Origin of the sequence: Synechococcus sp. CCAP 1479/9, from assembly GCF_019038535.1 — a bacterium.
Classification (GTDB): domain Bacteria; phylum Cyanobacteriota; class Cyanobacteriia; order PCC-6307; family Cyanobiaceae; genus Cyanobium.
Genome location: NZ_JAFKRK010000024.1, coordinates 22,163 through 45,117, shown reverse-complemented (window position 1 = coordinate 45,117; position 22,955 = coordinate 22,163). Strand labels below are relative to the sequence as shown.

At 71.9% G+C, this 22,955-nt stretch carries 29 protein-coding genes and 1 tRNA gene; 19 read left to right on the top strand and 11 right to left on the bottom strand.

The annotated features are described in order from the left end of the window. Positions 1–83 precede the first annotated feature (83 nt). Positions 84–392, bottom strand: coding sequence for a DUF3288 family protein (locus KUG38_RS09835; RefSeq protein ID WP_216920979.1), 309 nt, complete (start codon positions 390–392; stop codon positions 84–86). 68 nt (positions 393–460) lie between these two features. Between KUG38_RS09835 and KUG38_RS09830 the strand changes: the two genes are divergently transcribed. From KUG38_RS09830 to KUG38_RS09800, 7 genes are all read left to right on the top strand, one after another. After that, positions 461–2,209: an ABC transporter ATP-binding protein gene (locus KUG38_RS09830; RefSeq protein WP_216920977.1), complete on the top strand. Its 1,749-nt coding sequence runs from the start codon at positions 461–463 to the stop codon at positions 2,207–2,209. A 153-nt stretch (positions 2,210–2,362) separates the two neighbouring features. Then, complete coding sequence (locus KUG38_RS09825; RefSeq protein WP_216920976.1) at positions 2,363–2,644, top strand: hypothetical protein; 282 nt, start codon at positions 2,363–2,365, stop codon at positions 2,642–2,644. Positions 2,645–2,669: 25 nt separating this feature from the next. Further along, a complete protein-coding gene (gene msrA / locus KUG38_RS09820) occupies positions 2,670–3,386 on the top strand; it encodes a peptide-methionine (S)-S-oxide reductase MsrA (protein WP_216920974.1) in 717 nt (238 codons plus the stop codon). 11 nt (positions 3,387–3,397) lie between these two features. Continuing rightward, entirely contained in the window at positions 3,398–3,706 is a 309-nt protein-coding gene (locus KUG38_RS09815) for a hypothetical protein (RefSeq protein ID WP_094585896.1), read from the top strand. Further along, entirely contained in the window at positions 3,703–3,882 is a 180-nt protein-coding gene (locus KUG38_RS09810; protein WP_094585897.1) for a hypothetical protein, read from the top strand. Before KUG38_RS09815 ends, KUG38_RS09810 begins: the two co-directional genes overlap by 4 nt. Continuing rightward, positions 3,879–4,235 (top strand): hypothetical protein, encoded by a 357-nt coding sequence (locus KUG38_RS09805; RefSeq protein WP_094585898.1) that lies wholly within the window; start codon positions 3,879–3,881, stop codon positions 4,233–4,235. Before KUG38_RS09810 ends, KUG38_RS09805 begins: the two co-directional genes overlap by 4 nt. A 14-nt stretch (positions 4,236–4,249) precedes the next feature. Further along, positions 4,250–4,323 (top strand) — tRNA-Pro (locus KUG38_RS09800). A 119-nt stretch (positions 4,324–4,442) separates the two neighbouring features. On the opposite strand, the gene KUG38_RS09795 is transcribed toward KUG38_RS09800, so the two are convergent. Both KUG38_RS09795 and KUG38_RS09790 read right to left on the bottom strand, forming a co-directional pair. Further along, complete coding sequence (locus KUG38_RS09795) at positions 4,443–4,697, bottom strand: hypothetical protein (protein WP_216920972.1); 255 nt, start codon at positions 4,695–4,697, stop codon at positions 4,443–4,445. 121 nt (positions 4,698–4,818) lie between these two features. Beyond that, positions 4,819–5,589: a 3'-5' exonuclease gene (locus KUG38_RS09790; RefSeq protein WP_502988696.1), complete on the bottom strand. Its 771-nt coding sequence runs from the start codon at positions 5,587–5,589 to the stop codon at positions 4,819–4,821. A gap of 364 nt (positions 5,590–5,953) precedes the next feature. Here KUG38_RS09790 and KUG38_RS09785 point away from each other — a divergent pair, with 364 nt between their 5' ends. Beyond that, complete coding sequence (locus KUG38_RS09785; protein ID WP_216920968.1) at positions 5,954–6,418, top strand: peroxiredoxin; 465 nt, start codon at positions 5,954–5,956, stop codon at positions 6,416–6,418. Between the two features lie 34 nt (positions 6,419–6,452). Next, positions 6,453–7,196 (top strand): DUF1350 family protein, encoded by a 744-nt coding sequence (locus KUG38_RS09780; protein ID WP_216920966.1) that lies wholly within the window; start codon positions 6,453–6,455, stop codon positions 7,194–7,196. Positions 7,197–7,220: 24 nt separating this feature from the next. Here KUG38_RS09780 and acs read toward each other — a convergent pair whose 3' ends face one another. Further along, positions 7,221–9,194 (bottom strand): acetate--CoA ligase, encoded by a 1,974-nt coding sequence (gene acs / locus KUG38_RS09775; protein ID WP_216920964.1) that lies wholly within the window; start codon positions 9,192–9,194, stop codon positions 7,221–7,223. An 80-nt stretch (positions 9,195–9,274) separates the two neighbouring features. Here acs and KUG38_RS09770 point away from each other — a divergent pair, with 80 nt between their 5' ends. The 3 genes from KUG38_RS09770 (at position 9,275) to KUG38_RS09760 (ending at position 10,828) form a co-directional block, all read left to right on the top strand. Continuing rightward, positions 9,275–9,727 (top strand): TspO/MBR family protein, encoded by a 453-nt coding sequence (locus KUG38_RS09770; RefSeq protein ID WP_216920962.1) that lies wholly within the window; start codon positions 9,275–9,277, stop codon positions 9,725–9,727. 115 nt (positions 9,728–9,842) lie between these two features. Next, positions 9,843–10,154 (top strand): hypothetical protein, encoded by a 312-nt coding sequence (locus KUG38_RS09765; RefSeq protein ID WP_094585905.1) that lies wholly within the window; start codon positions 9,843–9,845, stop codon positions 10,152–10,154. A gap of 14 nt (positions 10,155–10,168) precedes the next feature. Further along, positions 10,169–10,828: an HAD family hydrolase gene (locus tag KUG38_RS09760; protein ID WP_216920960.1), complete on the top strand. Its 660-nt coding sequence runs from the start codon at positions 10,169–10,171 to the stop codon at positions 10,826–10,828. A 7-nt stretch (positions 10,829–10,835) separates the two neighbouring features. On the opposite strand, the gene sds is transcribed toward KUG38_RS09760, so the two are convergent. The 5 genes from sds to KUG38_RS09735 all read right to left on the bottom strand — a co-directional run bounded on the left by sds (position 10,836) and on the right by KUG38_RS09735 (position 15,408). Continuing rightward, a complete protein-coding gene (gene sds / locus KUG38_RS09755; RefSeq protein WP_216920958.1) occupies positions 10,836–11,807 on the bottom strand; it encodes a solanesyl diphosphate synthase in 972 nt (323 codons plus the stop codon). 37 nt (positions 11,808–11,844) lie between these two features. Beyond that, positions 11,845–12,669: a glutamate racemase gene (gene murI / locus KUG38_RS09750; protein ID WP_216920956.1), complete on the bottom strand. Its 825-nt coding sequence runs from the start codon at positions 12,667–12,669 to the stop codon at positions 11,845–11,847. Continuing rightward, the gene (locus KUG38_RS09745; RefSeq protein ID WP_216920954.1) at positions 12,666–13,766 is read right to left on the bottom strand and encodes an N-acetylmuramoyl-L-alanine amidase; all 1,101 of its coding nucleotides are present in this window, start codon (positions 13,764–13,766) and stop codon (positions 12,666–12,668) included. Before KUG38_RS09745 ends, murI begins: the two co-directional genes overlap by 4 nt. A 6-nt stretch (positions 13,767–13,772) precedes the next feature. Further along, the gene (locus tag KUG38_RS09740; RefSeq protein WP_190609302.1) at positions 13,773–14,591 is read right to left on the bottom strand and encodes a carbon-nitrogen hydrolase family protein; all 819 of its coding nucleotides are present in this window, start codon (positions 14,589–14,591) and stop codon (positions 13,773–13,775) included. A gap of 61 nt (positions 14,592–14,652) precedes the next feature. After that, positions 14,653–15,408, bottom strand: a complete 756-nt coding sequence (locus KUG38_RS09735) for a 2-phosphosulfolactate phosphatase family protein (RefSeq protein WP_159817223.1) — start codon at positions 15,406–15,408, stop codon at positions 14,653–14,655. A gap of 126 nt (positions 15,409–15,534) precedes the next feature. Between KUG38_RS09735 and KUG38_RS09730 the strand changes: the two genes are divergently transcribed. Beyond that, a complete protein-coding gene (locus KUG38_RS09730) occupies positions 15,535–17,049 on the top strand; it encodes a UbiD family decarboxylase (protein ID WP_216921705.1) in 1,515 nt (504 codons plus the stop codon). After that, positions 17,049–17,495 carry an RrF2 family transcriptional regulator gene (locus KUG38_RS09725; protein WP_216920953.1) on the top strand — a complete coding sequence of 149 codons (447 nt, stop codon included), beginning with the start codon at positions 17,049–17,051 and terminating at the stop codon, positions 17,493–17,495. The genes KUG38_RS09730 and KUG38_RS09725 overlap by 1 nt, the downstream gene beginning before the upstream one ends. Here KUG38_RS09725 and ubiG read toward each other — a convergent pair. Next, positions 17,464–18,249, bottom strand: coding sequence for a bifunctional 2-polyprenyl-6-hydroxyphenol methylase/3-demethylubiquinol 3-O-methyltransferase UbiG (gene ubiG / locus KUG38_RS09720; protein WP_286195865.1), 786 nt, complete (start codon positions 18,247–18,249; stop codon positions 17,464–17,466). The genes KUG38_RS09725 and ubiG overlap by 32 nt on opposite strands. On the opposite strand from ubiG, the gene KUG38_RS09715 reads away from it, so the two are divergent. After that, complete coding sequence (locus KUG38_RS09715) at positions 18,224–18,967, top strand: TIGR04283 family arsenosugar biosynthesis glycosyltransferase (RefSeq protein WP_216920951.1); 744 nt, start codon at positions 18,224–18,226, stop codon at positions 18,965–18,967. The genes ubiG and KUG38_RS09715 overlap by 26 nt on opposite strands. A gap of 31 nt (positions 18,968–18,998) precedes the next feature. On the opposite strand, the gene KUG38_RS09710 is transcribed toward KUG38_RS09715, so the two are convergent. Further along, on the bottom strand, positions 18,999–19,685 hold the full coding sequence (locus KUG38_RS09710) for a DUF547 domain-containing protein (protein ID WP_216920950.1): 687 nt from the start codon (positions 19,683–19,685) through the stop codon (positions 18,999–19,001). 29 nt (positions 19,686–19,714) lie between these two features. Here KUG38_RS09710 and KUG38_RS09705 point away from each other — a divergent pair, with 29 nt between their 5' ends. The 4 genes from KUG38_RS09705 to KUG38_RS09690 all read left to right on the top strand — a co-directional run bounded on the left by KUG38_RS09705 (position 19,715) and on the right by KUG38_RS09690 (position 22,930). Beyond that, positions 19,715–20,275, top strand: coding sequence for a rhodanese-like domain-containing protein (locus KUG38_RS09705; RefSeq protein WP_216920949.1), 561 nt, complete (start codon positions 19,715–19,717; stop codon positions 20,273–20,275). Between the two features lie 9 nt (positions 20,276–20,284). Continuing rightward, positions 20,285–20,614, top strand: coding sequence for a DUF2605 family protein (locus KUG38_RS09700; protein WP_216920948.1), 330 nt, complete (start codon positions 20,285–20,287; stop codon positions 20,612–20,614). Positions 20,615–20,682: 68 nt separating this feature from the next. Continuing rightward, positions 20,683–22,029: a 3-phosphoshikimate 1-carboxyvinyltransferase gene (gene aroA, locus KUG38_RS09695; RefSeq protein ID WP_502988695.1), complete on the top strand. Its 1,347-nt coding sequence runs from the start codon at positions 20,683–20,685 to the stop codon at positions 22,027–22,029. Next, complete coding sequence (locus tag KUG38_RS09690) at positions 22,004–22,930, top strand: MnmC family methyltransferase (RefSeq protein WP_216920947.1); 927 nt, start codon at positions 22,004–22,006, stop codon at positions 22,928–22,930. Before aroA ends, KUG38_RS09690 begins: the two co-directional genes overlap by 26 nt. The last annotated feature ends 25 nt before the right edge of the window (positions 22,931–22,955 follow it).

Here is a 22,955-nt window from a genome sequence, read left to right as displayed (position 1 = left end):
GGGCCGGGTGATGGGGACGCCCCCACTATCGCCCGAAGTGGGCCGTTCTGACGAACCAGGCCCAACCGTCCGGCCGCTAGCCCTCAACCGGCATCGTCGGAGGCGGTGTCGAAGCCCGAGCCCACCGCTTCGGCCACGGGTGCCGCACCGGGCCGGAACCCGGCCGCCCAGATGGCCCGGGTGCGGGCGTGGAGCGCCTCGACGTCCAGACCCCAGAGCCGCAGGATCCGCTCGAGGTCGTCGCGGATGTCGGCGGCACCGGGGAAGCCCGCGTAGCGCATCTGCAGCCTCGCCGCATCAACCAGGTGCCCGTCCTCGGGTCGCTCCACCGCCAGCAGCCGGTCGACCGTCTCCCGGTCGATCGCATGGAGGGGATGGTTCTGGTCGTCCATGGCCCGGGCGGCCCGGGGGCCAAGGGAGTGATGCCTAGGTTAGGGACCCCCTTGCCCCGTCTTCCTGCATGGCTGCCCTGCGGCTGGATCTGATCGGGCGGTACCTCCGGCCCCACAGACGCACGGTGCTCGTGGGGGCCGCCGCCCTGGTGGTGGTGAACCTGCTGGGGGTGGCGATCCCGCTGATGGTGCGGGAGTCGATCAATGAGCTCAAGCCCGGCTTCGTGCTGGCGGACGTGCTGGGCGTGGCCGGCCTGATCATCGTGATGGCCACCGTGATGGGAGCCACCCGCCTCTATTCCCGGATGCTGGTGTTCGGCGTGGGCCGCCAGGTGGAGGCGAGCCTCAAGGAGCGGATCTTCGACCACGTACTGACCCAGGACCCGGGCTGGGTGCAGACCACCGGCAGCGGCGAGGTGATCAGCCGGGCCACCAGTGACGTGGAGAACATCCGGAGGCTGCTGGGCTTCGCCCTGCTCAGCCTCACCAACACGGTGCTGGCCTATGCCCTCACCCTGCCGGCGATGCTGGCGATCGACCCGCTGCTGAGCCTGGCGGCGGTCTCCCTCTACCCCGGCATGCTGATGGTGGTGCGCCTGTTCGGCGGCCGCATGATGAAGCAGCAGCGCCGCCAGCAGGAGGTGCTGGCCAGCCTCAGCGACCTTGTCCAGGAGGACCTCAGCGGCATCGGCGCCATCAAGATCTACGGGCAGGAGGCCACCGAGGAGAAGGCTTTCGCCGACCTCAACAAGGTGTACCTGGACGCCCAACTCTCCCTGGCGCGCACCCGCAGCACCCTGTTTCCGATGCTGGAGGGAATCGCCTCCCTGAGCCTGCTGCTGCTGCTGGCCCTGGGCAGCGGCCAGCTGGAGAGCGGGCGGCTCAGCATCGGCGATCTGGTGGCCCTGATCCTGTTCGTGGAGCGCCTGGTCTTCCCGACGGCCCTGCTGGGATTCACCCTCAACACCTTCCAGACCGGCCAGGTGAGCCTGGAGCGGGTGGAGTCCCTGCTCAGCCATCCCCCCGCCATCGTCTCCCCCGCCGATCCCCTGCCCCCGGCCAGGCCGGCGCTCGGGGCGGTCGTGGCCCGGGGGCTCACGGTCCGTTACCCGGGAGCGGGGCAACCGTCCCTCGAGAACCTCAGCTTCACGATCCACCCGGGGGAGCTGGTGGCGGTGGTGGGTCCGGTGGGCTGCGGCAAGACCACCCTGGCCCGGGCCCTGGGGCGGATGGTGGAGGTGCCGCCCGACCAGCTGTTCCTCGACGGCGTCGACGTGACGCGGCTGCGGCTGAGCGACCTGCGCCGGCAGGTGGCCCTGGTGCCCCAGGAGGGCTACCTCTTCACCGCCAGCCTGGCCGACAATCTGCGCTACGGCGACCCGGAGGCCGGCATGGACCGGGTCGAGGAGGCCGCCCGCCAGGCCCGCCTGGAGGGGGACATCAAGGGCTTCCCCGACGGCTACCGCACCCTGGTGGGGGAGCGGGGCATCACCCTCAGCGGCGGCCAGCGCCAGCGCACCGCCCTGGGGCGGGCCCTGCTGGTGGAGGCCCCCCTGCTGGTGCTCGACGACGCCCTGGCCAGCGTCGACAACACCACCGCCGCGGGCATCCTGCGCTCGGTGCGCGAGGAGCAGCGGCGGACGGTGGTGATGATCAGCCACCAGCTCTCGGCCGCGGCGGCCTGCGACCGCATCCTGGTGCTGGAGGCGGGCCACCTGGTGCAGGAAGGCCACCACAACGAGCTGCTGCAGCAGGAGGGCACCTACCGCCGGCTCTGGGACCGGGAGGAGGCCGTCCGCCAGCTCCAGGCCGCCTGAGTCGCCGCCGGAGTCGTCCAGGCGCCCAGGCCGCCCGGGCCGCCCGGGCCGCCCGGGCGGTTTCTAACAGTTGTTGAGCAGCCCGCATCCAGGGCGCCGGCTGGGCTTATCTGGAAACGCCGTGGTTTCCCCAACGCCTGCCACGCCGTCCCCATGGCCCCCACCCCGTCGTTCCTCAGCCAGCAGCCGTACAACATCCGCTGCACCCTGACCTTCGGTGACATCTACGGTCAGGTTCTGATCTGGATGGCGGTGATCTTCGTGAGCCTGGCGGCGGGTCTGGCCCTGATGGGGGCGAGCCGTCCCCTGTTCGCCCTGGTGGGGGTGGGGCTGATCCTGGTGCTGTCGCTGCCCTTCCTGCTGTTCGCCTTCATCACCACCCTGCTGAACCACATCGCCCTGGTGCCGCAGCAGGACCAGCAGGGCGCTGCCTAGGCTGGTTTCCCTGACACCAAACCCCTTGTTCGGCCTCTTCAGCAGCCCTGCGAGCGACACCAGCCCAGCCGGCAGCAGCAGCCTGCATGCGGTTCTCGGAACCCCCCTGATGGCCCCGCCGGCGGCGGGGCAGGCGGAGGCCCAGTTCGGCTGCGGCTGTTTCTGGGGGGCGGAAAAGGGCTTCTGGCGGCTTCCCGGGGTGATCACCACCGCCGTGGGATACGCGGGCGGCCAGCTCGCCTCCCCCACCTACGAGCAGGTCTGCAGCGGCCGCAGCGGCCACGCCGAGGTGGTGCGGGTGGTCTGGGACACCTCCCGGGTCTCCTTCGCCGACCTGCTGAAGCTGTTCTGGGAGTGCCACGACCCCACCCAGGGCAACCGCCAGGGCAACGATCGGGGCAGCCAGTACCGCTCGGCCATCTACGTCGACGACCCGGCCCTGCTCGCCCTGGCCGAAGCCAGCCGCGGTGCTTACCAGGCCGCCCTCGACGCCGCCGGCGGGGGCACCATCACCACGGAGATCGCCAGCGGCCAGCGGTTCCACTTCGCCGAGCCGTACCACCAGCAGTACCTGGCCAAGCCCGGCAGCCGCCCCTACTGCTCCGCCCAGCCCACCGGCATTCCCCTGGGCGACGTCCCCGGTGCCACCTACCTCCTTCCCGCCCGCGTGTGGGAAAGCTATGACTGGGCCATCCCCCATTGCGTCCTTCGCGGCGACAATGCGCCGATCGCCCTCGCCTGACCGGTTCCGCCATGGCCGCCCCCCCGCTGCTCGCGCTCGGACTCCTGCCGCTGCTGGCGATGCAGTCCCCGTGGTGGGAGAACTACGACATCCGCGAACGGTTCCTCTGCGGTGACCGCTTCTCGGTGGTGCTGGAGCGCAACGCTTCCCAGGCGTCCCTGATCGCCGGCCGCACCCGCGCCACCCTGTTCCGGGAGGCCTCCGATGCGCCGGGCCTGCGCTATCAGAACGAGTCCCTGCGGGTGATCCTGCGGGGCGATGAACTCACCCTCGAGCAGCTGCCCACCAAACGGGTCTGCGTGCGCAGCGAACAGGTATGAAGCCCCTCTCCGATCGGGTCGTGATCGTCGCCCTGATCGCCGCGGTGGGGATCTGTTTCGCCCTGGCCTTCTGGACCGTGCGCCTGAACCCCTCCGGCGAGCCTCCGCTGCAGTGGCGCCAGGGGGGGCCCAGTGCCCTGCTGCCGGGAGCCCCGGCGCCAGCCTTCCTTTCGTGAGAGACCCCGCCGAGGAGCAGGAGCAGCCGAAGCGCCAGTTGCATCCGCTGCCCAGGGGGCTGGTGGAGCTGTACGGCCTGCTGGCGGTGCTGTTCGTCCTTGTGCCCGAGTGGATGGCCGGTGGGGCTCTGAAGGGCTTCCCGGAGGGGCGTGAAGGCTCCGAGCTGCCCCTGCCGTCGATGGCCTGGCAGCGGCTGCCGGAGCTGCAGCTGGCCTCCATGGGGCTGGCGGAACTGCGGCTGCTGGCCCGTCGCGAGCGCCTGCGGGGGTACACCACCATGGGTCGCCAGCGGCTCACGAATCGCCTGATGCGACGGCTCTCCAGGCGGCGCGGCACCCCCAGGACGCTGTGATAGCTTCATTCCGCCGGGGCGTAGCGCAGCTTGGTAGCGCACCACTTTGGGGTAGTGGGGGTCGTGGGTTCAAATCCCGCCGCTCCGATTCAGCCGGTCCGCCGAACGTTCGCCTCCCGCGAACACCGGTGGTTTTCCTTCCCGTCAGCTGATCCTGTCAGCTGATTTTTTTTGCCCATCTCCAGTGTCCCGGGGCCTCGCCGGGCCTCAGCGCAGGCGGGTGAGCACGTTGAAGCGGACCAGCCAGAGGTTGACCCGCCGCCGCAGCCGGGGGGGCACCTCCTGGACCAGCTGGAACAGCTCCTGGGAGGCCAGCCGCCGCAGGGCCCGCACATCGACCCGCCAGAGGGCTTCCGCCTCCCGGATCAGCCGGGCCCAGGTGCGGGCCGTCTGCCAGCGGCGCACACTCTGCTGGGCGGGGTCAGCGCCATCCACGGAGCCGATCGGCGGCCGGGTGACCATGACTCCGACGCCGAAGAACACCCCAAGGGTGGGGAGGCTGGGCTGGAGCGCCCAGGATCCCCGGTTCTGCTTCAAGCATCGAAACAAAAACGGAAGATTCCGGGCCCAACGGCCGCCGGCCTCAGGCGCTGTGGGCCAGCCCCTCGGCGGCGATCGGATCCGCCACCAGCTGGACGGGGAAGGGAAGCGCCTCCGCTTCGCGCCGGCTCAACCGGCGGCTCCAGGCCCGCGGCACCGCCTCGTTCCAGCGGAAACCGGCCTCCCTGGCCCGGTGACGCTCGGCGTAGGGAAGGTCCGCCCGGTAGAGGCTGCGGGGCTCCAGGGCGGCCAGCAGCAGCGCCTCCAGATCGCCGCAGCGCTCGAACACCTGGGCCAGGTAGATGCAGTCGGTGAGGGCCCGGTGGGCGGCCCAGACCGGCACCCCGTAGGCCAGGGCCAGATCGCGGACCGAGGGGGCACTGCGCAGCTGTCGCTCGGCCGGCCAGCGGATGTCCTCCATCGAGCAGATCCAGGGGCGGTCCAGGAGCGGCAGGGGCCCCAGGCCGAACCACTGGCGATCGAAGGCGGCGTTGTGGGCCACCAGGGCGTCACAGGCGGCCACCATGGCCAGGAAACAGGCCAGGGCCTCCTGGCGGGGTTGCTCCAGCCGGGTCACGGCGGCGGGAATGCCGTTGATGGCCTCGGCGGCATTGGCCGGGCAGGGCAGCAGGAACGACACCTGGGAGAGCACGGCCCTGTGGGGCACGTGGAAGAGGATCGCCCCCACTTCGATGCACTGCCCCTGGAGGGTGGAGAGACCGGTGGTCTCCGTGTCCAGGATCAGCAGGGTCTCGGGCCCCCGGGGGAGGGCCCGCTGGGGACGTCCGGCGCAGGCGGGAAGGGAGATGGGCACCGGGCGAGGCGGTTCGATGGGGGTCTGGGGGGCCTGGGGGGCCTGGGAAGCCGATGGGGCCGATGAGTCTGGCGGTGGCGCGGGGGGCGGCGTCGAGGCAGCCGCGGGCGCTGAGGCAGCCGCGGGCGCAGGGGCAGCCGCGGACTCCGGGGCGGCCAGGCCCAGCAGGTCGTTCTGCTGCCAGAGACCGGGTTGCTCCTGCATCGGCGTCATGCGCTCGCTGGTCCATGGTCGCAAGCCGGGCAAGGTCCCATCGCCCCCATCCCCCTGAACTCCGTGCCCGCCACCGGCCCCCGACCCCGTGGCCGTCCTCGCCGGTGCCGGCTTCCTAGGGTTGGCGGATCCTGCCTGCGTCCCCCGCTCCGTGGCCCCAGCCCTCGCCCCCGGCGACACCGCCCCCCTGATCGCCCTCCCCGACCAGGAGGGCATCGAACGCCGCAGCGACCGGCTGGAGGGCAAGGCCCTGGTGCTGTTTTTCTATCCCAAGGACGACACCCCCGGCTGCACCATGGAGGCCTGCGCCTTCCGCGACAGCCACGCCGACCTGCAGGCCCTCGGGGCCGAGGTGTGGGGCGTCAGCGGCGACGATGCCGCCAGCCACCGGCGCTTCGCCAACCGCCACCGGCTGCCCTTCCCGCTGCTGGTGGATGGGGGCAACCGGCTGCGCAAGACCTTCGGTGTGCCCAGCGTGCTCGGGCTGCTGCCCGGCCGGGTCACCTACGTCATCGACGGGACGGGGGTGATCCGCCACGTGTTCAACAACCTGCTGGACGGGCCGGCCCACCGGCGCGAGGCCCTTGACGCCCTGCGCGGCCTCCAGGCCTCCTGACCCCGCTCGCGATCCAGCACGGGGGAAGAGGACGATGACGGCATGGCGACAGCAGGGGGAGCTCTGGACGCTTGAACCCACGGCCAGGCCCCGCGGGCTGCTGGAGTTCATCGGCGGCAGCTACCTGGCCGCCACCCCCCAGCTGAGCTACCGGCGTCTTCTTGAGGCCCTGGCCGCCCGGGGCTGGCGGATCCACGCCTGGAGCTACGTGCCTGGCTTCGACCACCAGGCCCATGCGAACGCCGCCTGGCGGCTGTTCCGCCAGCAGCGGGAACGGGAGCTGGAGCCGCTGGCCCCCGACGGGGCCGCCTCCCCCCTGATCCGGCTGGGCCACAGCCTGGGCTGCAAGCTGCACCTGCTCGCCCCCGACGGCGGCCGCCGCTGTGAGGGTCTGGTGGCGCTCAGTTTCAACAACTTCTCGGCCGAGAAATCGATCCCCTTCCTGGCCGAGCTGGGCCAGCAGTTCCGCTTCCGCAGCGAATTCAGCCCCTCCCCCGAGGACACCCTGCTCCAGATCGGCAGCAGCTACCGCCAGCCCCGCAACCTGGTGGTGCGCTTCAGCCGCGACACGATCGACCAGAGCGGCCGGCTCATCGACGTGCTGCAGGCCAGGGCCGGCGATGCCTCCACCCTGCTGGAACTCCCCGGCGATCACCTCACTCCTGCCAGCGGCGGCCTGCGCAAACAGTTCCTGGGGGACTGGGCCGATGATCCGGCCCGCCAGCGGGGGATGGAGCGGCTGGCCGAGCAGATCAGCGCCTGGTCCGGGGCTGCCTGAGGCCATACGGCCAGGTCACCGCCCTCACACCCTCAGGGCATCGAGCACCGAGCGGTCCTCCAGGGTGGAGGTGTCGCCGCTGACGTCCTCCCCCGCCGCCAGGGAGCGCAGGATGCGCCGCATGATCTTGCCGCTGCGGGTCTTGGGCAGGGCATCGGTGAAGCGGATCACGTCCGGCCGGGCGATCGGACCGATCTCCAGCCCCACGTGGCGGCGCAGCTCGGCCTCCAGGGCCGCATCGCCCTCAACACCCACATCGAGGGTCACGAAGGCGACGATGCCTTCCCCCTTGAGTTCGTCGGGCCGGCCCACCACCGCCGCCTCCGCCACCGAGGGGTGGCTCACCAGGGCCGATTCGATCTCCATCGTGCCCAGCCGGTGGCCGGAGACGTTGATCACGTCATCGACCCGGCCCATCACCCAGAAGTAGCCATCCGCATCGCGGCGGGCGCCGTCGCCCGCGAAGTAGAGCCAGCTGCCGTCGGCGGGGCGGATGTGCTCCCAGTAGCTGCGCCGGAAACGCTCCGGGTCGCCGTGGACGGTGCGCATCATCCCGGGCCAGGGCCGCCGCACCGCCAGGTAGCCCCCCTGCCCCGCCGGCACGCTGTTGCCCTCAAGATCCACCACGTCGGCGGCAATGCCGGGCAGGGGCAGGGTGGCGGAACCGGGCTTGGTGGGGGTGGCCCCGGGCAGGGGGCTGATCATCACCCCACCAGTCTCCGTCTGCCACCAGGTGTCCACCACGGGGCAACGGTCGCCACCGATCACATCCCGGTACCACATCCAGGCCTCGGGATTGATCGGCTCACCGACGGTGCCGAGGATCCGAAGGCTGCCCATGTCGTACTGGTCGGGCACCGCGCGGCCGCTCTTCATGAAGGCCCGGATGGCGGTGGGGGCGGTGTAGAAGATCGTCACCCTGTGTTTCTGGATCACCTCCCAGAAGGCCCCGGGCTTGGAGGGGCGCGGCGCGCCCTCGTACATCAGCGTGGTGGCGCCGTTGGAGAGGGGCCCGTAGACGATGTAGCTGTGGCCCGTGATCCAGCCCACATCGGCGGTGCACCAGTGGATGTCGTCCTCACGGATGTCGAAGATCCACTGGAAGGTGAGGTGGGCCCAGAGGTTGTAGCCGGCGGTGGTATGCACCACCCCCTTGGGCTTGCCGGTGGAACCGGAGGTGTAGAGCACGAACAGCCGGTCCTCGCTGGCCATGGGCTCGGCCGGGCAGTCGGCGCTCTGGCCGTCCACCAGCTCGTGCCACCAGACATCGCGGCCGGCCTCGAAGCCGGTGGCCTCGCCGGTGCGCCGCACCACCAGCACATGCTCGACGCTGGGACACCCCTCCGCCAGGGCCTGGTCCACGGCGGGCTTGAGCGCCACGGCCTTGTCCTTGCGGAAGCCGCCGTCGGCGGTGATCACCAGCTTCACCTGCCCGTCGATCAGGCGATCGCGCAGGGCCTCGGCCGAGAAACCACCGAACACCACCGAGTGGGGGGCACCGATGCGGGCGCAGGCCAGCATGGCGATGGCCGCCTCCGGCACCATCGGCATGTAGAGGGCCACCAGGTCGCCCTTGCCGACGCCGAGGGCCTTGAGGGCGTTGGCGGCGCGGCAGACCTCGGCGTGCAGCTCGCGGTAGGTGAAGGTGCGCACATCACCCGGCTCCCCCTCCCAGATCAGGGCCGTCTTGTCGGCGCGGGGGCCGGCCAGATGGCGATCCAGGCAGTTGTAGGAAAGATTCGTTGTGCCCCCCTCGAACCAGCGGGCGAACGGGGGGTTGCTCCAGTCGAGCACCGTGTCGAAGGGCTCGAACCAGTGCAGCTCCCGGCGGGCCGCCTCGCCCCAGAAGCCGTCCGGATCGGCCTGGGCGTGCGCCGCCAGGGCCTGGTAGGCCGCCATCGAACCGATGCGGGCCTCGGCGGCCAGCGCCGGCGGCGGGGCGAACTGCCGCTCTTCCTGGAGCACCGACTCGATGGTGGGCGAGGAGTCCTGGGTCATGGCGAGGCCTGCCGGGCAGGCTGGGGCATGGTGCATTCAACCGCAGCCGGGCCACGCTGGAGGACTCCGACCCCCCTCCCATGCCCGCCTGGTTGACGATCCTGCTGGTGATGGGCCTGGTGATCGCCGTCCTCACCCCGAGCCGCCAGCAGTTCGCCTGGTTCCTGCGGCTGCGGCGCCCCCGCTGGCTCACCTTCGAGCGCTGGATCCCGGTGATCTGGTCGCTGATCTACGTGTGCTTCTATGCCTCGGCCCTGCTGCGCTGGTGGGCCGGGGGGGCGGCGGCGCCGCTGGCCATGGCCGGCTACCTGGTGCTGCTCGTCCTGGTGCAGGGCTACACGCTGCTGATCTGCCGCACGCGCCGACTGGCCTGGGGAACGGCGGCGGGCCTGGCCGGCTGGATCTGGGGGCTGGCCCTGACCCTGGCGACGCTGGCCGTTTCGCCGACTGCCGCGCTGCTGCTGGTGCCGTTCCTGCTCTGGAGCCCGATCGGCACCTTCGTCACCTGGCGGATGCAGCGTCTGAACCGCTGAAAGCGGCCCGACCCGCAGCGCCCGGCCGGGCGATCAGGGCTGCTCATCCCTGCTTGGCAAGATCGGCCGGCGGCGTTAGCCAGGGAACGACCCCACGGGACTGGAGCGGAAGGCCATGGAGGAGCAGCCGATCACGCCCCATGCCGGCCCGACGCTCGACGCCGACGGCAACCTCACCTACGTGGGGGACGACGGTCGCCGCTACGTGGTGGGGCTGCCGCCGGACATCGATGAGGACAACGTCGAGAAGGTGATGACCCTGCTGCGGGGCGGCACGGCCCTGTTCCAGCAGATCGAGGGGCTCTGCCAGCGCTGGATCAGCGAGGTGAGCGGCAGCGAACTCGATGAGCGGGCCGCCCTGGTGCTGCTGCTCACCACCCTGGAGACCGCCCTGGAGGATCGCTACCCCGAGACCGATCCGTCCTGATGCAGGCTGGTGGGATGCCCCAGCGACCCGCCGCCTGCCTGTTCGATCTCGACGGTCTGCTGCTGGACACCGAGCCCGCCCATGCCCAGGCCTGGCAGGCGGCGGCCAGCCGCTTCGGTCGCCCCCTCGATGACGGCGAACTGCTCAGCCTGCGCGGCCGCCGACGCCGCGACTGCGCCGGCCAGGTGCGCCAGTGGATCACCGCCGCGGGCGGGCCCCGCCTGAGCGAGGAGGAGCTGCTGGCGGTGCGCCAGCCCATCGCCGAGGCCCTGCTGGCCTCCGCCCCGGCCATGCCCGGTGCCGAGGCCCTGGTGCGGCGCTGCCGGGCCCTGGGCATCCCGATGGCGCTGGCCACCAGCAGTGCCCGCCCGGCGGTGGCGATCAAGGTGGCCCCCCACCCCTGGATGGCCCTGATCGATGTCAGGGTCCATGGCGACGATCCGGAGCTGGGGGACGGCAAGCCCGCCCCGGATGCCTTCCTGCTGGCGGCCCGGCGCCTCGGTGTGGCACCGACCGCCTGCTGGGCGTTCGAGGACTCCAGCGCCGGTGTGGCCGCCGCCCTGGGGGCCGGCTGCCGGGTGCACGTGCTGCCGCCGCCGGGAGTGAGCTGCCGGGCCTATCCCGAGGGGGTCATCTGCCTGAACTCCCTGGAGGAGGTCCGGCTGGATCCCTAGAGCCGGATCAGAAGAGGCGGCTGAGGACGAATTCCGGCAGGGCCCGCAAGGCACTGCGGGGCTCGGAGGGGGGCAGCCACTCGATCGCCTCGTGGGCCTCCCGGGCGAAGCCCTCGGCCAGGGCCCGGGAGCGGCCGATGGCCTCGCAGCCGCGCACCATTGCCAGGGCCTGGTCGAGGTCGCCGGCCTCACAGAATTCGCGCTCGATCAGTCCCGCCAGGGCGGGCCGCTCCTCGAGGGCGTAGAGCACCGGAGCGGTGAGGTAGCCGGAGGCCAGGTCGCTGGCGGCGGGCTTGCCGAGCTGCTGGTCGCTGGCGGTGAAATCGAGAATGTCGTCGACCACCTGGAAGGCCAGGCCCAGCTGGCGCCCGAAGCGGTAGAGGGCATCAAGGCGCGGCTCGCTCAGACCGGTGAGCACCCCGGCCGCCCGGGCGCTGTTGGCAATCAGGGAGGCGGTCTTGCAGTAGCTCTTTTCGAGGTAGGTCTCGAAGCTCTGGCCCGTGTCGTAGCGGAACAGGCCCTGGCGCACCTCACCATCGGCGAGGTCCATGATCACGCGCGAGAGCAGCTTGACGACATCGAGGTCGTCGAGGTTGGCGAGGTGCCAGCTGGCCTGGGCGAAGAGAAAATCACCGGCCAGCACCGCCACGCGGTGATTGAAGCGGCTGTGCACCGTGGCCACCCCCCGGCGGGTGGCGGCCCCGTCGACGACGTCGTCGTGGACGAGGGAGGCGGTGTGGATCATCTCGGTGATCTCCGCCAGCCGCCGGTGGCGGGGGCTGAGGCCACCGTCGGGAGCGATGGCCCGCGACAGGAGCAGCACGATGCCCGGCCGCAGCCGCTTGCCGCCGGCCGCGAACAGGTGCTCGGCGGCCGCCTGCAGAATCGGATGGCCGGCGCCGATCAGGCTGCGCAGGTCGGCCAGCAGGGCATCGAGGTCGGACTCCACCGGCTGGAGCAACTCTGCAACCGTCGCCACGTCACCTCCACGATGAAAGGATCCTAGGGGCCGTGCCTCAATAGGCGCGGGTGGGCGACTGGAGGCTGACGCTGCGCACCGCGGGCCGGCTGCCCAGCCAGGCGGCGGCTGCGCTGGCAAAGGCGTCGGCGGGGCCGGTGACACAGAAACGGGTGCGCTGCAGGGGCGGCCGCACCGACTCCCCCGCCTGGTCCACCTCGGGGGAATCCCCCAGGCTGGCCAGCAGCGGTCCGAGGCGCTGGGCGGCCGCCAGGGCCGGGTCCACCAGCTGCACGTCGGGGGGCAGCAGCTCGGCCAGCAGCGCCCGCAGCAGCGGGTAATGGGTGCAGCCCAGCACGATCGTGTCCACGTTCGCCGCCAGCAGCGGGGCCAGGTAGCCGGCGGCGGCCTCCCGCAGCTCCGGAGCCTGCAGGTCGCCCGCCTCGATCAGGGGCACGAAGGCGGGGCAGCCCACCTCCAGCACCCGGGCCGAGGGGCGGCAGGCCTGGATCGAGCGCCGGTAGGCACCGCTGGCGGCGGTGGCCGGGGTGGCCAGCACCCCGACGTGATCGCTGGTCAGCTCGCTGGCCAGGCTGTCGATCAGCCCCACCACCGGCACGCCCGCTTCCGCCACCGCCACGTCGAGGGCCAGGGCGTTGGAGGTGTTGCAGGCCATCACCAGCACCCCCACCCCCTGGAGCCGCAGCCAGTGCACCACCTCCGAGGCGATCGCGCGGATCTCCTCCTTCGAGCGCTGCCCGTAGGGGACCCGGGCCGTGTCGCCCAGGTAGAGGCAGGGGGAGTGGGGGTAGAGGGCATGGACCTGGCGCAGCACCGTGAGGCCCCCCAGGCCACTGTCGAACAGGCCGACGAGGAGGCTCAAGAGGCCCCCTGGAGAAAGTCGAGGATGCCGGCGCTGATCGCCACCGCCAGACGGCGGCGGAAGCCGGGATCGGCCAGGCGCGGGGCGTCGACCTGTCCGGTGACGAAGCCCATCTCGGTGAGCACCGCCGGCATCACCGTGCGGCGGATCACGAAGAAGCGGCCCGGTCGGGCGCCGCGGTCGGGCGTGCCCGGTGAGATCGCCATGATCCGGGACTGGATCGCCTGGGCCAGCCTGAGGGAGCTGCCCGACTGGAAGTAAAACGTTTCCACGCCGTTCACATCCGGGCGGGCCATGCTCAGGGCGTTGGCATGGATGCTGACGAAGACGTCTGCATTGCTGCTGTTGGCCAGGGACACCCGTGGCGGCAGGTCGACGTCCACTTCCGACGTGCGGGTCAGGAGCACCTGCACTCCCCGGGCCTGGAGCAGCTGGGCCACCTGCAGGCTCACATCGAGCACCACATCGGTCTCCCGCAGCCCGCCGATCCCCACGGCCCCCGGATCGGGACCACCGTGGCCGGGGTCGATCACCACCCGGAAGCGACCCCGGGGCACCACCGGCAACCCGTCGGCGGAGATGGGCCGGCCGGAGGTGACCCGGCCGCTGCTGCCGAAGCCGGAGGGGCGGGAGGCGGTCCAGCTGGAGGTGGGCGCCTCCATGTCCCCCTCGCCGACGTTGCGGGTGAAGCCGCTCAGGGGCAGGCCGGTGAGGGAGAGGCGCCAGCGGTCGCGGGATGTGCCCACCAGGCGCAGCTGGCGCGGATCGAGGCGGGTGCCGGGCCTGAATTCCAGCACCAGCCGGGTGGTTCCGGGATCGGGCCGGCCGATGCGCACCTCCCGCACCAGACCGCCGACGGGGACCGAGCGGCTGCGCTGGGGGGCACCCGGCAGATCCACCCACACCCGGGGCCCGGTGACACCGGAGCCCTCCTCGTAAAAGGCCTGCAGCCGCACCCCCGGGGAGGTGCGCAGCTCCAGCACCCCCTCCCGGCTGAGGCGCCAGGCCGACAGGGCACTCGCTGCCCTGGCGGGAAGGGCCCCGAGCACCAGGGGCAGGGTCAGCAACCAGGCGAATCGCGCCGCACGCACTCCCATCACCCCTCAGAACAACGCCGGATGGCGGTGCTGGAGGCTCGGCATCTGGGCACGGACCCTGGCCTCGTGGGCCATGTCGACCGGGGCCATCGCCAGGCCCGGCTCCACGCCGGCATCCGCCATCACCGTGCCCCAGGGGTCGATCACCAGGGCATGGCCGTGGGTCTGGCGGCGGCCGTAGTGGAGGCCCGTCTGGGCGGGGGCGAGCACGTAGGCGGTGTTCTCGATGGCCCGGGCCTGGAGCAGCACCTGCCAGTGGTCCTTGCCGGTGTAGGCGGTGAAGGCCGCCGGGATCATCAGCAGCTGGGCCCCGGAACCGGCCAGCTGGCGGTAGAGCTCCGGGAAGCGCACGTCGTAACAGATCGAGAGGCCGACCCGGCACAGGCCCGGCACGTCGACGACCGGCGGCGGCTCGTGGCCGGGCTGCACCGTGGCCGACTCCCGGTAGGTGATCCCGTCCGGCAGGTCCACATCGAAGAGGTGGATCTTGTCGTAGCGGGCCAGCAGCTGGCCCTCCCGGCCCACCAGCTCGGCGCGGTTGAAGGTCTGGCCCTCGCCGGCCGGCACCGGGAAGCCTCCCCCCAGCAGGGTGACCTGGTAGCGGCGCGCCATCGTGACCAGGAAGCGGCTGCAGCGCTCGGCCAGGATCGGCGCCAGCTCCAGGCGGCGGGCGTCATCGCCCATGAAGGCGAAGTTCTCCGGCAGGCCGACCAGGTCGGCGCCGCGGCGGGCGGCCAGTTCGATCAGCTCCTCGGCCGCCGAGAAATTGACGTCCGGGTCCGGCGTGCTGGTGAGTTGCAGGGCCGCCGCCAGAAAACTGCTCACCGCCGGACCGCTCCAAGACCGGCGAATCGTAAGGGACCCGCCAAGGGGGGCAAGGAGAGGTTCAGCTGGCCCTCAGCACCCCGGGTTCAGCCTGGATCGGCACGATCTCGAGGCTGTCGACGGCGGCGCAGCAGGCGAAGTCGGCGTCGTGGTTGCCCAGCCCGATCAGGCGCTGGCCATGGCTGGCACTGCGCAGGCAGGTCTCGGTGTCATGGCGCCACTGCTGCCAGAGGGCGAGGGCGGCCAGCATCTCGTCGTTGGCGCAGCGGACCCCCATGTGGGGCGCCACCGCCTGCTCGATGGCCGCCGAGGCCACCGCCCCCGCCGCCAGGCTGTCCTCGAGGGAGTAATCCCCTTCCCAGCCGCTGCCCACGATCCAGACCCGCAAAGCCTGGCGCTCGATTAGCCGCCGGGCCACGGCGGTGCGGTTGGGCAGGCAGGCGGTGAGCAGCAGGGGCACGTCCCGGACCCGGTCGAGGGAACGGGTGCCATTGGTGGTGCTGAGGAAGATGCGCTTGCTCTCCACCCGCTCCCGGGTCACCGCCAGGGGGGAGTTGCCCAGGTCGTAGCCCTCCACGCGCTTGCCGCCGCGCTCGCCGGCCCGGAGTCGCCGGGCGGCCGGCCAGCCGGCGGCGGCAGCTTCGAGGCTGTCGAGGTCGGCGAAGGCCTGGATCGCCTCGGCCCCGTTCTCCAGGGCCCAGGCGATCGTGGTGGTGGCCCGCAGCACGTCGATGACCACGGCGGCGTCCGGGCCGTCCTCTTCGGGGGGCAGCAGGGGGGGAACCGCTTCGGAGGTGTGGAAATAGGAGAGCAGCACGGAACGCGATCGTCACGGGGGTGCGTCACAGTAGGCAGCAGCTCGACGGCGCAGGACGACGTGGCGGGGGTGGTGGCAGACGGGATCGGCAAAGCCGTGGGGCGGCAGCGCAATCTGCGTGATTTCATGGGCCTGCTCGAGAGGCGCGGCCAGCTGCGGCGCATCACGGCGCCGGTGGATCCGGACCTGGAACTGGCGGCGATCGCCGACCGGGTGCTGGCCATGGGTGGGCCGGCCCTTCTGTTCGAGAACGTCATCGGTTCCCCCATGCCGGTGGCGGTGAACCTGATGGGCACCGTGGAACGGGTGCTCTGGAGCATGGGCATGGAGCGTCCCGAGGAGCTCGAGGCCCTCGGCGAGAAGCTGGCCCTGCTGCAGCAGCCCCGGCCCCCCAAGGGCCTCAAGGAGGTGATGAAATTCGGCGGGGTGTTCTGGGACCTGGTGCGGGCCCGGCCCGACCTGGACCTCACCCCCCCCTGCCACCAGCAGGTGCTGCGGGACGAGCAGGTGAACCTCGAGCAGTTGCCCCTGCTGCGCCCCTGGCCGGGGGATGCCGGCGGGGTGATCACCCTCGGGCTGGTGATCACCAAGGACCCGGAGACCGGGGTCCCCAACGTCGGCGTCTACCGGCTGCAGCGCCAGTCGATCAACAGCGCCACCGTCCACTGGCTGAGCGTGCGGGGCGGGGCCCGGCACCTGCGCAAGGCGGCGGCCCTGGGCCGCAAGCTCGAGGTGGCGGTGGCCATCGGCGTCCATCCCCTGCTGGTGATGGCGGCGGCGACGCCGATTCCGGTGCAGCTGAGCGAATGGCTGTTCGCCGGCCTCTATGCCGGTGAGGGGGTGCGACTGGCCCGCTGCAAGACCCTCGATCTGGAGGTGCCGTCCCACAGCGAGGTGGTGCTGGAGGGCACGATCACGCCCGGGGAGGTGCTCCCGGACGGCCCCTGCGGCGACCACATGGGCTTCTACGGCGGCGAGGAGGACTCGCCCCTGGTGCGCTTCCACTGCGTCACCCAGCGCCGTGACCCCATCTTCCTGACCACCTTCAGCGGCCGCCCGCCGAAGGAGGAGGCGATGCTGGCGATCGCCCTGAACCGGATCTACACCCCGATCCTGCGCCAGCAGATCCCGGAGATCGTCGATTTCTTCCTGCCGATGGAGGGCCTCAGCTACAAGCTGGCCGTGATCGCCATCGACAAGGCCTATCCGGGCCAGGCCAAGCGGGCGGCCATGGCCTTCTGGAGCGCCCTGCCCCAGTTCACCTACACCAAGTTCGTGGTGGTGGTCGACAAGACGATCGCGATCCGCGACCCGCGCCAGGTGATCTGGGCGATCAGCGCCCAGGTGGATCCCCAGCGGGACCTGTTCGTGCTGGAGGACACCCCGTTCGACTCGCTTGACTTCGCCAGCGAGCGGCTGGGGCTGGGCGGCCGGCTCGCCATCGATGCCACCACAAAGATCGGTCCGGAGAAACGGCACGACTGGGGCCAGGCCCTGGGCAGGGACGCTGCCCTGGAGGCCAGGGTGGATCGCCGCTGGAGCGAGCTGGGCCTCGATGATCTGGGCCAGGGCGAGCCCGATCCCGCCCTGTTCGGCTACACCCTGGAGCACGTGCTGGAGCGCCTCGCGGCCGGCCGCTGATGCTGCGCCGCAGCGGCATCTACGCCCTCAAGGCCCTCCTGGAGCTGGCCCTGGACCCACCGCGCTGGCAGTCGGTGAGCGCCCTGGCCGAGGCCCAGGACCTGCCCGGTCCGATGCTGGAGCAGCTGATGCTCAAACTGCGCCGGGCCGCCCTGGTGGAGGCCCGCCGGGGCCGGCAGGGGGGCTATCGGCTGCGGCGTCCGCCCGCGGAGGTGCCCCTGGCGGCGATCCTGGCGGCGGTGGAGGCCCCGGCCGGCAGCCTGATCGCCCTGGGAGATGGCGAGGAGGACCCCCGCCCCAGCGACCGGGTGACGCGGGTGCTCAACCGCCGCCTGCTGCAGGCCCTGGAGCGGGAACTGGACCAGCTCACCCTGGAGGACCTGCTGTTCGACCTGCGCAGTGCCCGGGCCGCCTTCAGTGAATCGGGGGGCCTGCTGCTGGGCTGAGGTCGGCCACACCGATGAACATCACGGCCAGATCCCGGTCGAAGCCCACCTGGAAACCGCCGGTGCGGCGGTAGTGGATCAACCGGCCGAGGGTGCGCAGCGGACCCCGGCCGAACAGGTCCATGCCCCGGATCGTGATGGCGCTGAAGCCGCTGGCCTCCAGCCAGCGCCGCAGCTCCGACGGGGGCACGAACCGCCGCCAGTCGTGGACGCCGGCAGGAATCAGCCGCAGCAGCGTCTCCAGCAGCCAGATCATGATCAGCCGCGAGCGGAACGTGCGGTTGATGGTGTCGAAGCAGACCGTTCCTCCAGGGGTGAGCACCCTGGCGATCTCGGCGATCACGGCCTCGGGCCGATCCACATGCTCCAGCACATCGACGCAGACCACCACATCAAAGCTGCCGGCGGCGAAGGGGAGCTCCTCGGCGATACCCACCTGATAGGCGATCTCCAGACCCGAGGTGGCCGCATGGTGGCGGGCCGCCGCGATGCAGGGGGCGGAGCGGTCGATGCCCGTGACAAGGGCGCCCCGACGGGCCAGGAATTCGCAGGTGTAGCCGCCGCCGCAACCCACATCCAGAACCCGCAGATTCCCCCAGTGGGAAACGAACTGATCGAAGAAGAGAAAGCGAAGCGGATTGAGTTGGCTGAGGGGAAAGATCGTCGCCGACGCCTCCCACCAGCAGGCCGCCTGCTGATCGTAGAATGCAAGATTGTTGCGCAGCAAGGTGACGGCAAGGTCGGTATCGATCATTATCCCGACCCTCAACGAAGCCAGCCATCTTGGGCGCACCCTGCAGCAGCTGGAGATCCTCGATCCGGCGGCCGCCGAAGTGATCGTGGTGGATGGCGGCAGCACCGACGCCACCCTGGCCAGGGCCCACGTGCACGGCTGCCGCGTGATCCGTTCGCCACGGCCGGGACGGGCGGCGCAGATGAACCGGGGGGCCGCGGCGGCCAGCGGCGAGATTCTCTGCTTTCTCCATGCCGACACCCTGGTCCCCTCGGATCTGGTGCAGCTGGTAGGCGCCACCCTGGCCGACCCGACCATCAGCGGCGGCGGCTTCCTGGCCCTGATGCGGGGTGCCGACCGCACCCGCTGGGGCGTGAGCCTGCACAACGCCCTCAAGACCCACTACGCGGCCCTGCTGTTCCGGCCCCACCGCTATCTGCTGAACGGCTTCCGGGTCCTGTTCGGCGACCAGGCGATGTTCTGCCGCCGCAGCGACTTCGTGCGCTGCGGCGGCTTCGACGAGCGCCTGCCGATCATGGAGGACGCCGATCTCTGCACCCGGCTGGGCCGGCTGGGCCGCATCCGGCAGCTCAACCGGGTGGTGGAGACCTCCGATCGACGGGTGGCGCGCTGGGGCTCCTGGAAGGCCACCGGCATCTACCTGGCGATCGGCCTGCTCTGGGGCCTGGGGGTGCCGGCAGCGCGGCTGAAGCGCTTGTACGGCGAGATCCGGGATTGAGGCTCAGCGTCTGACGGCCGCTGACTGGCGCTCAGCCGTTGAGGGCCCAGTCGTAGGGGAGCCAGGCGATGCGGGCGTCAGCCGGCAGATCCAGGTCCGGCCGGTGGCGGCCCACGTAGGCGGCGAGCGAAGGGGCCACCTCCAGGAAGTCCCGGCGATACCACTGGAAGATCCGGCTGCAGTGCAGGGTGCGGCGGGCGGGATCGAAGCGCAGCTTCAGGGGGTTCCGCAGGAACCGGCCGGCGTCCTCTACCAGCTGCTCTTCGATCCGCTCGGGGCGGTAGGCCTCCGGCCGCAGCAGGGGGCAGCCCCTGGCGGCGCAGACCAGGGCGAAATGGAGGCGGGGGTCACCGAAGCGGGGCCGCAGCAGGCCGTGCTCGATCCGATCAAGGCTCAGGGACTGCCCCTGCAGGCTGATCACCGGCCGGGAGAAGAAGGCCAGGAACGCCGGCCAGTTGGGTACCCCGGCGACGCTCGGGCGGATCGAGGCCAGCGGCAAGCGGGCCAGCACCTGGCGGATCACCAGGGCGTTGTAGAGGTTGATCCAGAGGGCGAACGCCTCGGGCCCGGTGCCGGGATCCGGATCGAAAGGACATTGCGCTGCCAGCCAGCCCTCCAGTTCGTCCGCGCCCTGCCGTTGCCAGGCGGCGTAGTCCACCCGGCCCTCCCCATCCACATGGCGGCGCAGCAGGCCATCCCAGACGGCGACGTCGATCATGGGGCGACCCGTGCGGGCCCCATCGTTCCATGCCCTTCCCCCGGACGACCGCCGGCCGCCGGGCCATCACCAGGGGCCTGCGCCGGCTGGCCTGGCCCCTGCTGATCCTGGGGATCCGCCGGCGCTTCCCGGACGTGGCCGTGATCAGTTGTGAGGATCTGGCCGAGCAGCTGGCCGGCAAGGGTCCCACGCCGCTGCTGATCGATGCTCGCGGGCTGGAGGAATTCGGCCTCAGCCACCTGCCAGGCGCCCGCTGGCTTCCGGGGCCGGACGCCTCGGGTGCGGCGGGACTGGCGCGGCAGACGGCGATCGTCGTCTACTGCTCGGTGGGGTACCGCTCCGCCCGGCTGGCCCGATCCCTGCGGCGGGCGGGCTTCACCGATGTGCGCAACCTGGAGGGGTCCCTGTTCCGCTGGGCCAACCTGGGGCTGCCGCTGGCGGGCGCCGTCGACGCCCGGCCCCGGGTCCATCCCTTCCATCCCTGCTGGTCCCTGCTTCTGGAGCCCGATCCGCCGCTGGGGCCAGGCCCGGCGCTTGGGCCCCCGGAGGCTGGTGATCCGCACCCGAACGGCCAGGGAGAGGATTCCTAGGCTGGATCGATGGCTCCCGCCCCCTCCCTCCCCGATCCCACCGGCCCCCTGCTGGAGGAGATCCTGGTGCCGCTGCTGCAGGACTACGCCGAGTCCTTCGATCGCGGCCTGCTGCTGCTCGACCACTGCCCGGAGACGCTGCTGTCCCTGGCCGACCAGCACCAGCTGCGGGTACGGCTCGACGAAGCGCGCCGGTCCCTGGCGGCGGCGCGGGCCCTGCGGGCCGCCGCCCCCATCCCCATGGGCCTGGCCATGGAGACGATCACCCCCTGGCACCGGCTGGTGGTGGAGGTCTGGAGCCTGTCGGCCAGGCTGCGGGCCGTCGGCATCCGCCCCTGACGGCTGGCGCTGGCCGTGGGCCCTGAACCGGCCGATCCATAGGATCGCCCCAGTTGGCGCCAGAGCCGTTGTCCTCCCCTGCGAGCGTCGATGCGAGCGCAGCCGCGTTGCCGGCGCCCCTGCTGCTGAGCGCCGGCGGCAGCCTGCGGGGCCGCGTGACGGTGCCGGGCGACAAGTCGATCTCCCACCGTTCGCTCCTGTTCGGGGCCATCGCCGAGGGCACCACCCGCATCGAGGGCCTGCTGCCCGCCGAAGACCCCCTGAGCACCGCCGCCTGCCTGCGGGCCATGGGCGTCACGGTCTCGCCGATCGCCGCCGGCCAGGTGGTGACCGTCGAGGGGGTGGGCCTGGACGGACTGCGGGAGCCCGCCGACGTGCTCGACTGCGGCAACTCGGGGACCACCATGCGGCTGATGCTGGGGTTGCTGGCCGGCCGGGCGGGGCGCCACTTCGTGCTCACCGGTGATGCCTCCCTGCGCTCGAGGCCGATGCGCCGGGTGGGAGCCCCCCTGGCCCAGATGGGCGCCCGGATCCAGGGGCGCGAGGACGGCAACCTGGCCCCCCTGGCGGTGCTGGGGCAGACCCTGCACGGCAGCGTCATCGGCACGCCGGTGGCCTCGGCCCAGGTCAAGAGCGCCCTGCTGCTGGCCGCCCTGACCGCGAACGGGCCCACCACCGTGATCGAACCGGCCCCCACCCGCGACCACAGCGAGCGGATGCTGCGGGCCTTCGGCGCCGACCTGGAGGTGGATGGCGACGAGGGACGGTTCATCACCGTGCGGCCCGGACCCACCCTCCGGGGCCAGACCGTGGTGGTGCCCGGCGACATCAGCTCCGCCGCGTTCTGGCTGGTGGCGGCGGCGATCACTCCCGGGGCCGAGCTCACGGTCGAGAACGTGGGGCTCAACACCAGCCGCACCGGCATTCTCGATGTGCTCGCCGAAATGGGCGCCCGGATCACCGTGCTCAACAGCCGTGACGTGGCCGGTGAGCCGGTGGGGGATCTGCACGTTCAGCACGGACCGCTGCGGGCCTTCCGCATCGAGGAGCCGATGATCCCCCGCCTGGTGGATGAGATCCCCGTGCTGGCGGTGGCGGCCTGCTGCGCCGAAGGGGTGAGCCGCATCAGCGGCGCGGCGGAACTGCGGGTGAAGGAGACCGACCGCCTGGCGGTGATGGCCCGCCAGCTGACGGCGATGGGGGCCCGGCTCGAGGAGCACGCCGATGGCCTCAGCATCGAAGGCCCCACCCCGCTGCACGGGGCGGAGGTGGACAGCGAGACGGATCACCGGGTGGCGATGAGCCTGGCGGTGGCCTCCCTGGTGGCCCGGGGCGACACCCGCCTGGGGCGGGCGGAGGCGGCCGCCGTCTCCTACCCCGGCTTCTGGGATGACCTGGCCCGCCTGCGGCACTGAGACGGCAGAGCCGGACCCGGGGCCCGAGCTGCTGCCCCGGCGGGGGCGCGACGGCAGCTTCAGTCTCTACAGCCGCGGCTGCGACGAGGGCTTCCACAGTGCCGCCGGCGCCCTGCGCGAGGCCAACGAGAAGTTCGTGGTCCCGGCGGCGCTGGAGCGCTTCGCCCCGGGCCGGGAGCTGGTGGTGGCGGAGGTGGCCGTCGGCACCGGCACCAACACCGCCGCCCTGCTCGCCGCCGCCACCGCCACCGGCCTGGAACTGGACTGGTGGGGCCTGGACCTGGACCACCGGCCCCTGGCCCTCGCCCTGGCGGACGCCGGCTTCCGGGGCCAGTGGCCCGCCGCGGTGATCGGCCGGCTGGAGGAGCTCAGCGGCGGCGATCGGCTGCGGCTTGGTGATGCCCGCCGCCGGCTGCCGGAGCTGCTGGACACGCTGGCGGGTCGCTGCGACCTGGTGCTGCTGGATGCCTTCTCCCCGTCGCGGTGCCCCCAGCTCTGGAGCCTGGAGTTCCTGGAGCGGCTGGTGCGGCTGCTGCGGCCCGATGGCCGGCTGCTCACCTACAGCTCCGCAGCTGCGGTGCGCCGCACTCTGCAGGATCTGGGAATGCAGCTGCGGGCGATCCGGCCGCCCGCCGACGAACCGGAACGCTGGAGCGCCGGGACGGCGGCCAGCTTCACGGCCGTGCCCGCCCATCCCGCCCTGCGCCCTCTGGAGCCGTTCGAATGGGAGCACCTGGCCAGCCGCGCCGGCGTGCCCTACCGGGACCCCACCGGCACCGACACCGCCGCCGCGATCCTGGCCCGGCGCCGCCGGGAGCAGGAGCGGAGCGACGCCCCGCCGGCCCGGCTGCCGCGGCGCCCGGGCCTCAGTGGACTGGGCCACGCCGAAGGGCACCGGTAGATTCCGGCGCAGTCACCCCGCCGCC

Coding starts and splice junctions, on each gene's coding strand:
- KUG38_RS09835 (WP_216920979.1), bottom strand. CDS start 392: ATGGACGACCAGAACCATCCCCTCCATGCGATCGACCGGGAGACGGTC.
- KUG38_RS09830 (WP_216920977.1), top strand. CDS start 461: ATGGCTGCCCTGCGGCTGGATCTGATCGGGCGGTACCTCCGGCCCCAC.
- KUG38_RS09825 (WP_216920976.1), top strand. CDS start 2,363: ATGGCCCCCACCCCGTCGTTCCTCAGCCAGCAGCCGTACAACATCCGC.
- KUG38_RS09815 (WP_094585896.1), top strand. CDS start 3,398: ATGGCCGCCCCCCCGCTGCTCGCGCTCGGACTCCTGCCGCTGCTGGCG.
- KUG38_RS09810 (WP_094585897.1), top strand. CDS start 3,703: ATGAAGCCCCTCTCCGATCGGGTCGTGATCGTCGCCCTGATCGCCGCG.
- KUG38_RS09795 (WP_216920972.1), bottom strand. CDS start 4,697: ATGGTCACCCGGCCGCCGATCGGCTCCGTGGATGGCGCTGACCCCGCC.
- KUG38_RS09780 (WP_216920966.1), top strand. CDS start 6,453: ATGACGGCATGGCGACAGCAGGGGGAGCTCTGGACGCTTGAACCCACG.
- acs (WP_216920964.1), bottom strand. CDS start 9,194: ATGACCCAGGACTCCTCGCCCACCATCGAGTCGGTGCTCCAGGAAGAG.
- KUG38_RS09770 (WP_216920962.1), top strand. CDS start 9,275: ATGCCCGCCTGGTTGACGATCCTGCTGGTGATGGGCCTGGTGATCGCC.
- KUG38_RS09765 (WP_094585905.1), top strand. CDS start 9,843: ATGGAGGAGCAGCCGATCACGCCCCATGCCGGCCCGACGCTCGACGCC.
- KUG38_RS09760 (WP_216920960.1), top strand. CDS start 10,169: ATGCCCCAGCGACCCGCCGCCTGCCTGTTCGATCTCGACGGTCTGCTG.
- KUG38_RS09745 (WP_216920954.1), bottom strand. CDS start 13,766: ATGGGAGTGCGTGCGGCGCGATTCGCCTGGTTGCTGACCCTGCCCCTG.
- KUG38_RS09730 (WP_216921705.1), top strand. CDS start 15,535: ATGGGCCTGCTCGAGAGGCGCGGCCAGCTGCGGCGCATCACGGCGCCG.
- KUG38_RS09725 (WP_216920953.1), top strand. CDS start 17,049: ATGCTGCGCCGCAGCGGCATCTACGCCCTCAAGGCCCTCCTGGAGCTG.
- ubiG (WP_286195865.1), bottom strand. CDS start 18,249: ATGATCGATACCGACCTTGCCGTCACCTTGCTGCGCAACAATCTTGCA.
- KUG38_RS09710 (WP_216920950.1), bottom strand. CDS start 19,685: ATGATCGACGTCGCCGTCTGGGATGGCCTGCTGCGCCGCCATGTGGAT.
- KUG38_RS09705 (WP_216920949.1), top strand. CDS start 19,715: ATGCCCTTCCCCCGGACGACCGCCGGCCGCCGGGCCATCACCAGGGGC.
- KUG38_RS09700 (WP_216920948.1), top strand. CDS start 20,285: ATGGCTCCCGCCCCCTCCCTCCCCGATCCCACCGGCCCCCTGCTGGAG.
- KUG38_RS09690 (WP_216920947.1), top strand. CDS start 22,004: ATGACCTGGCCCGCCTGCGGCACTGAGACGGCAGAGCCGGACCCGGGG.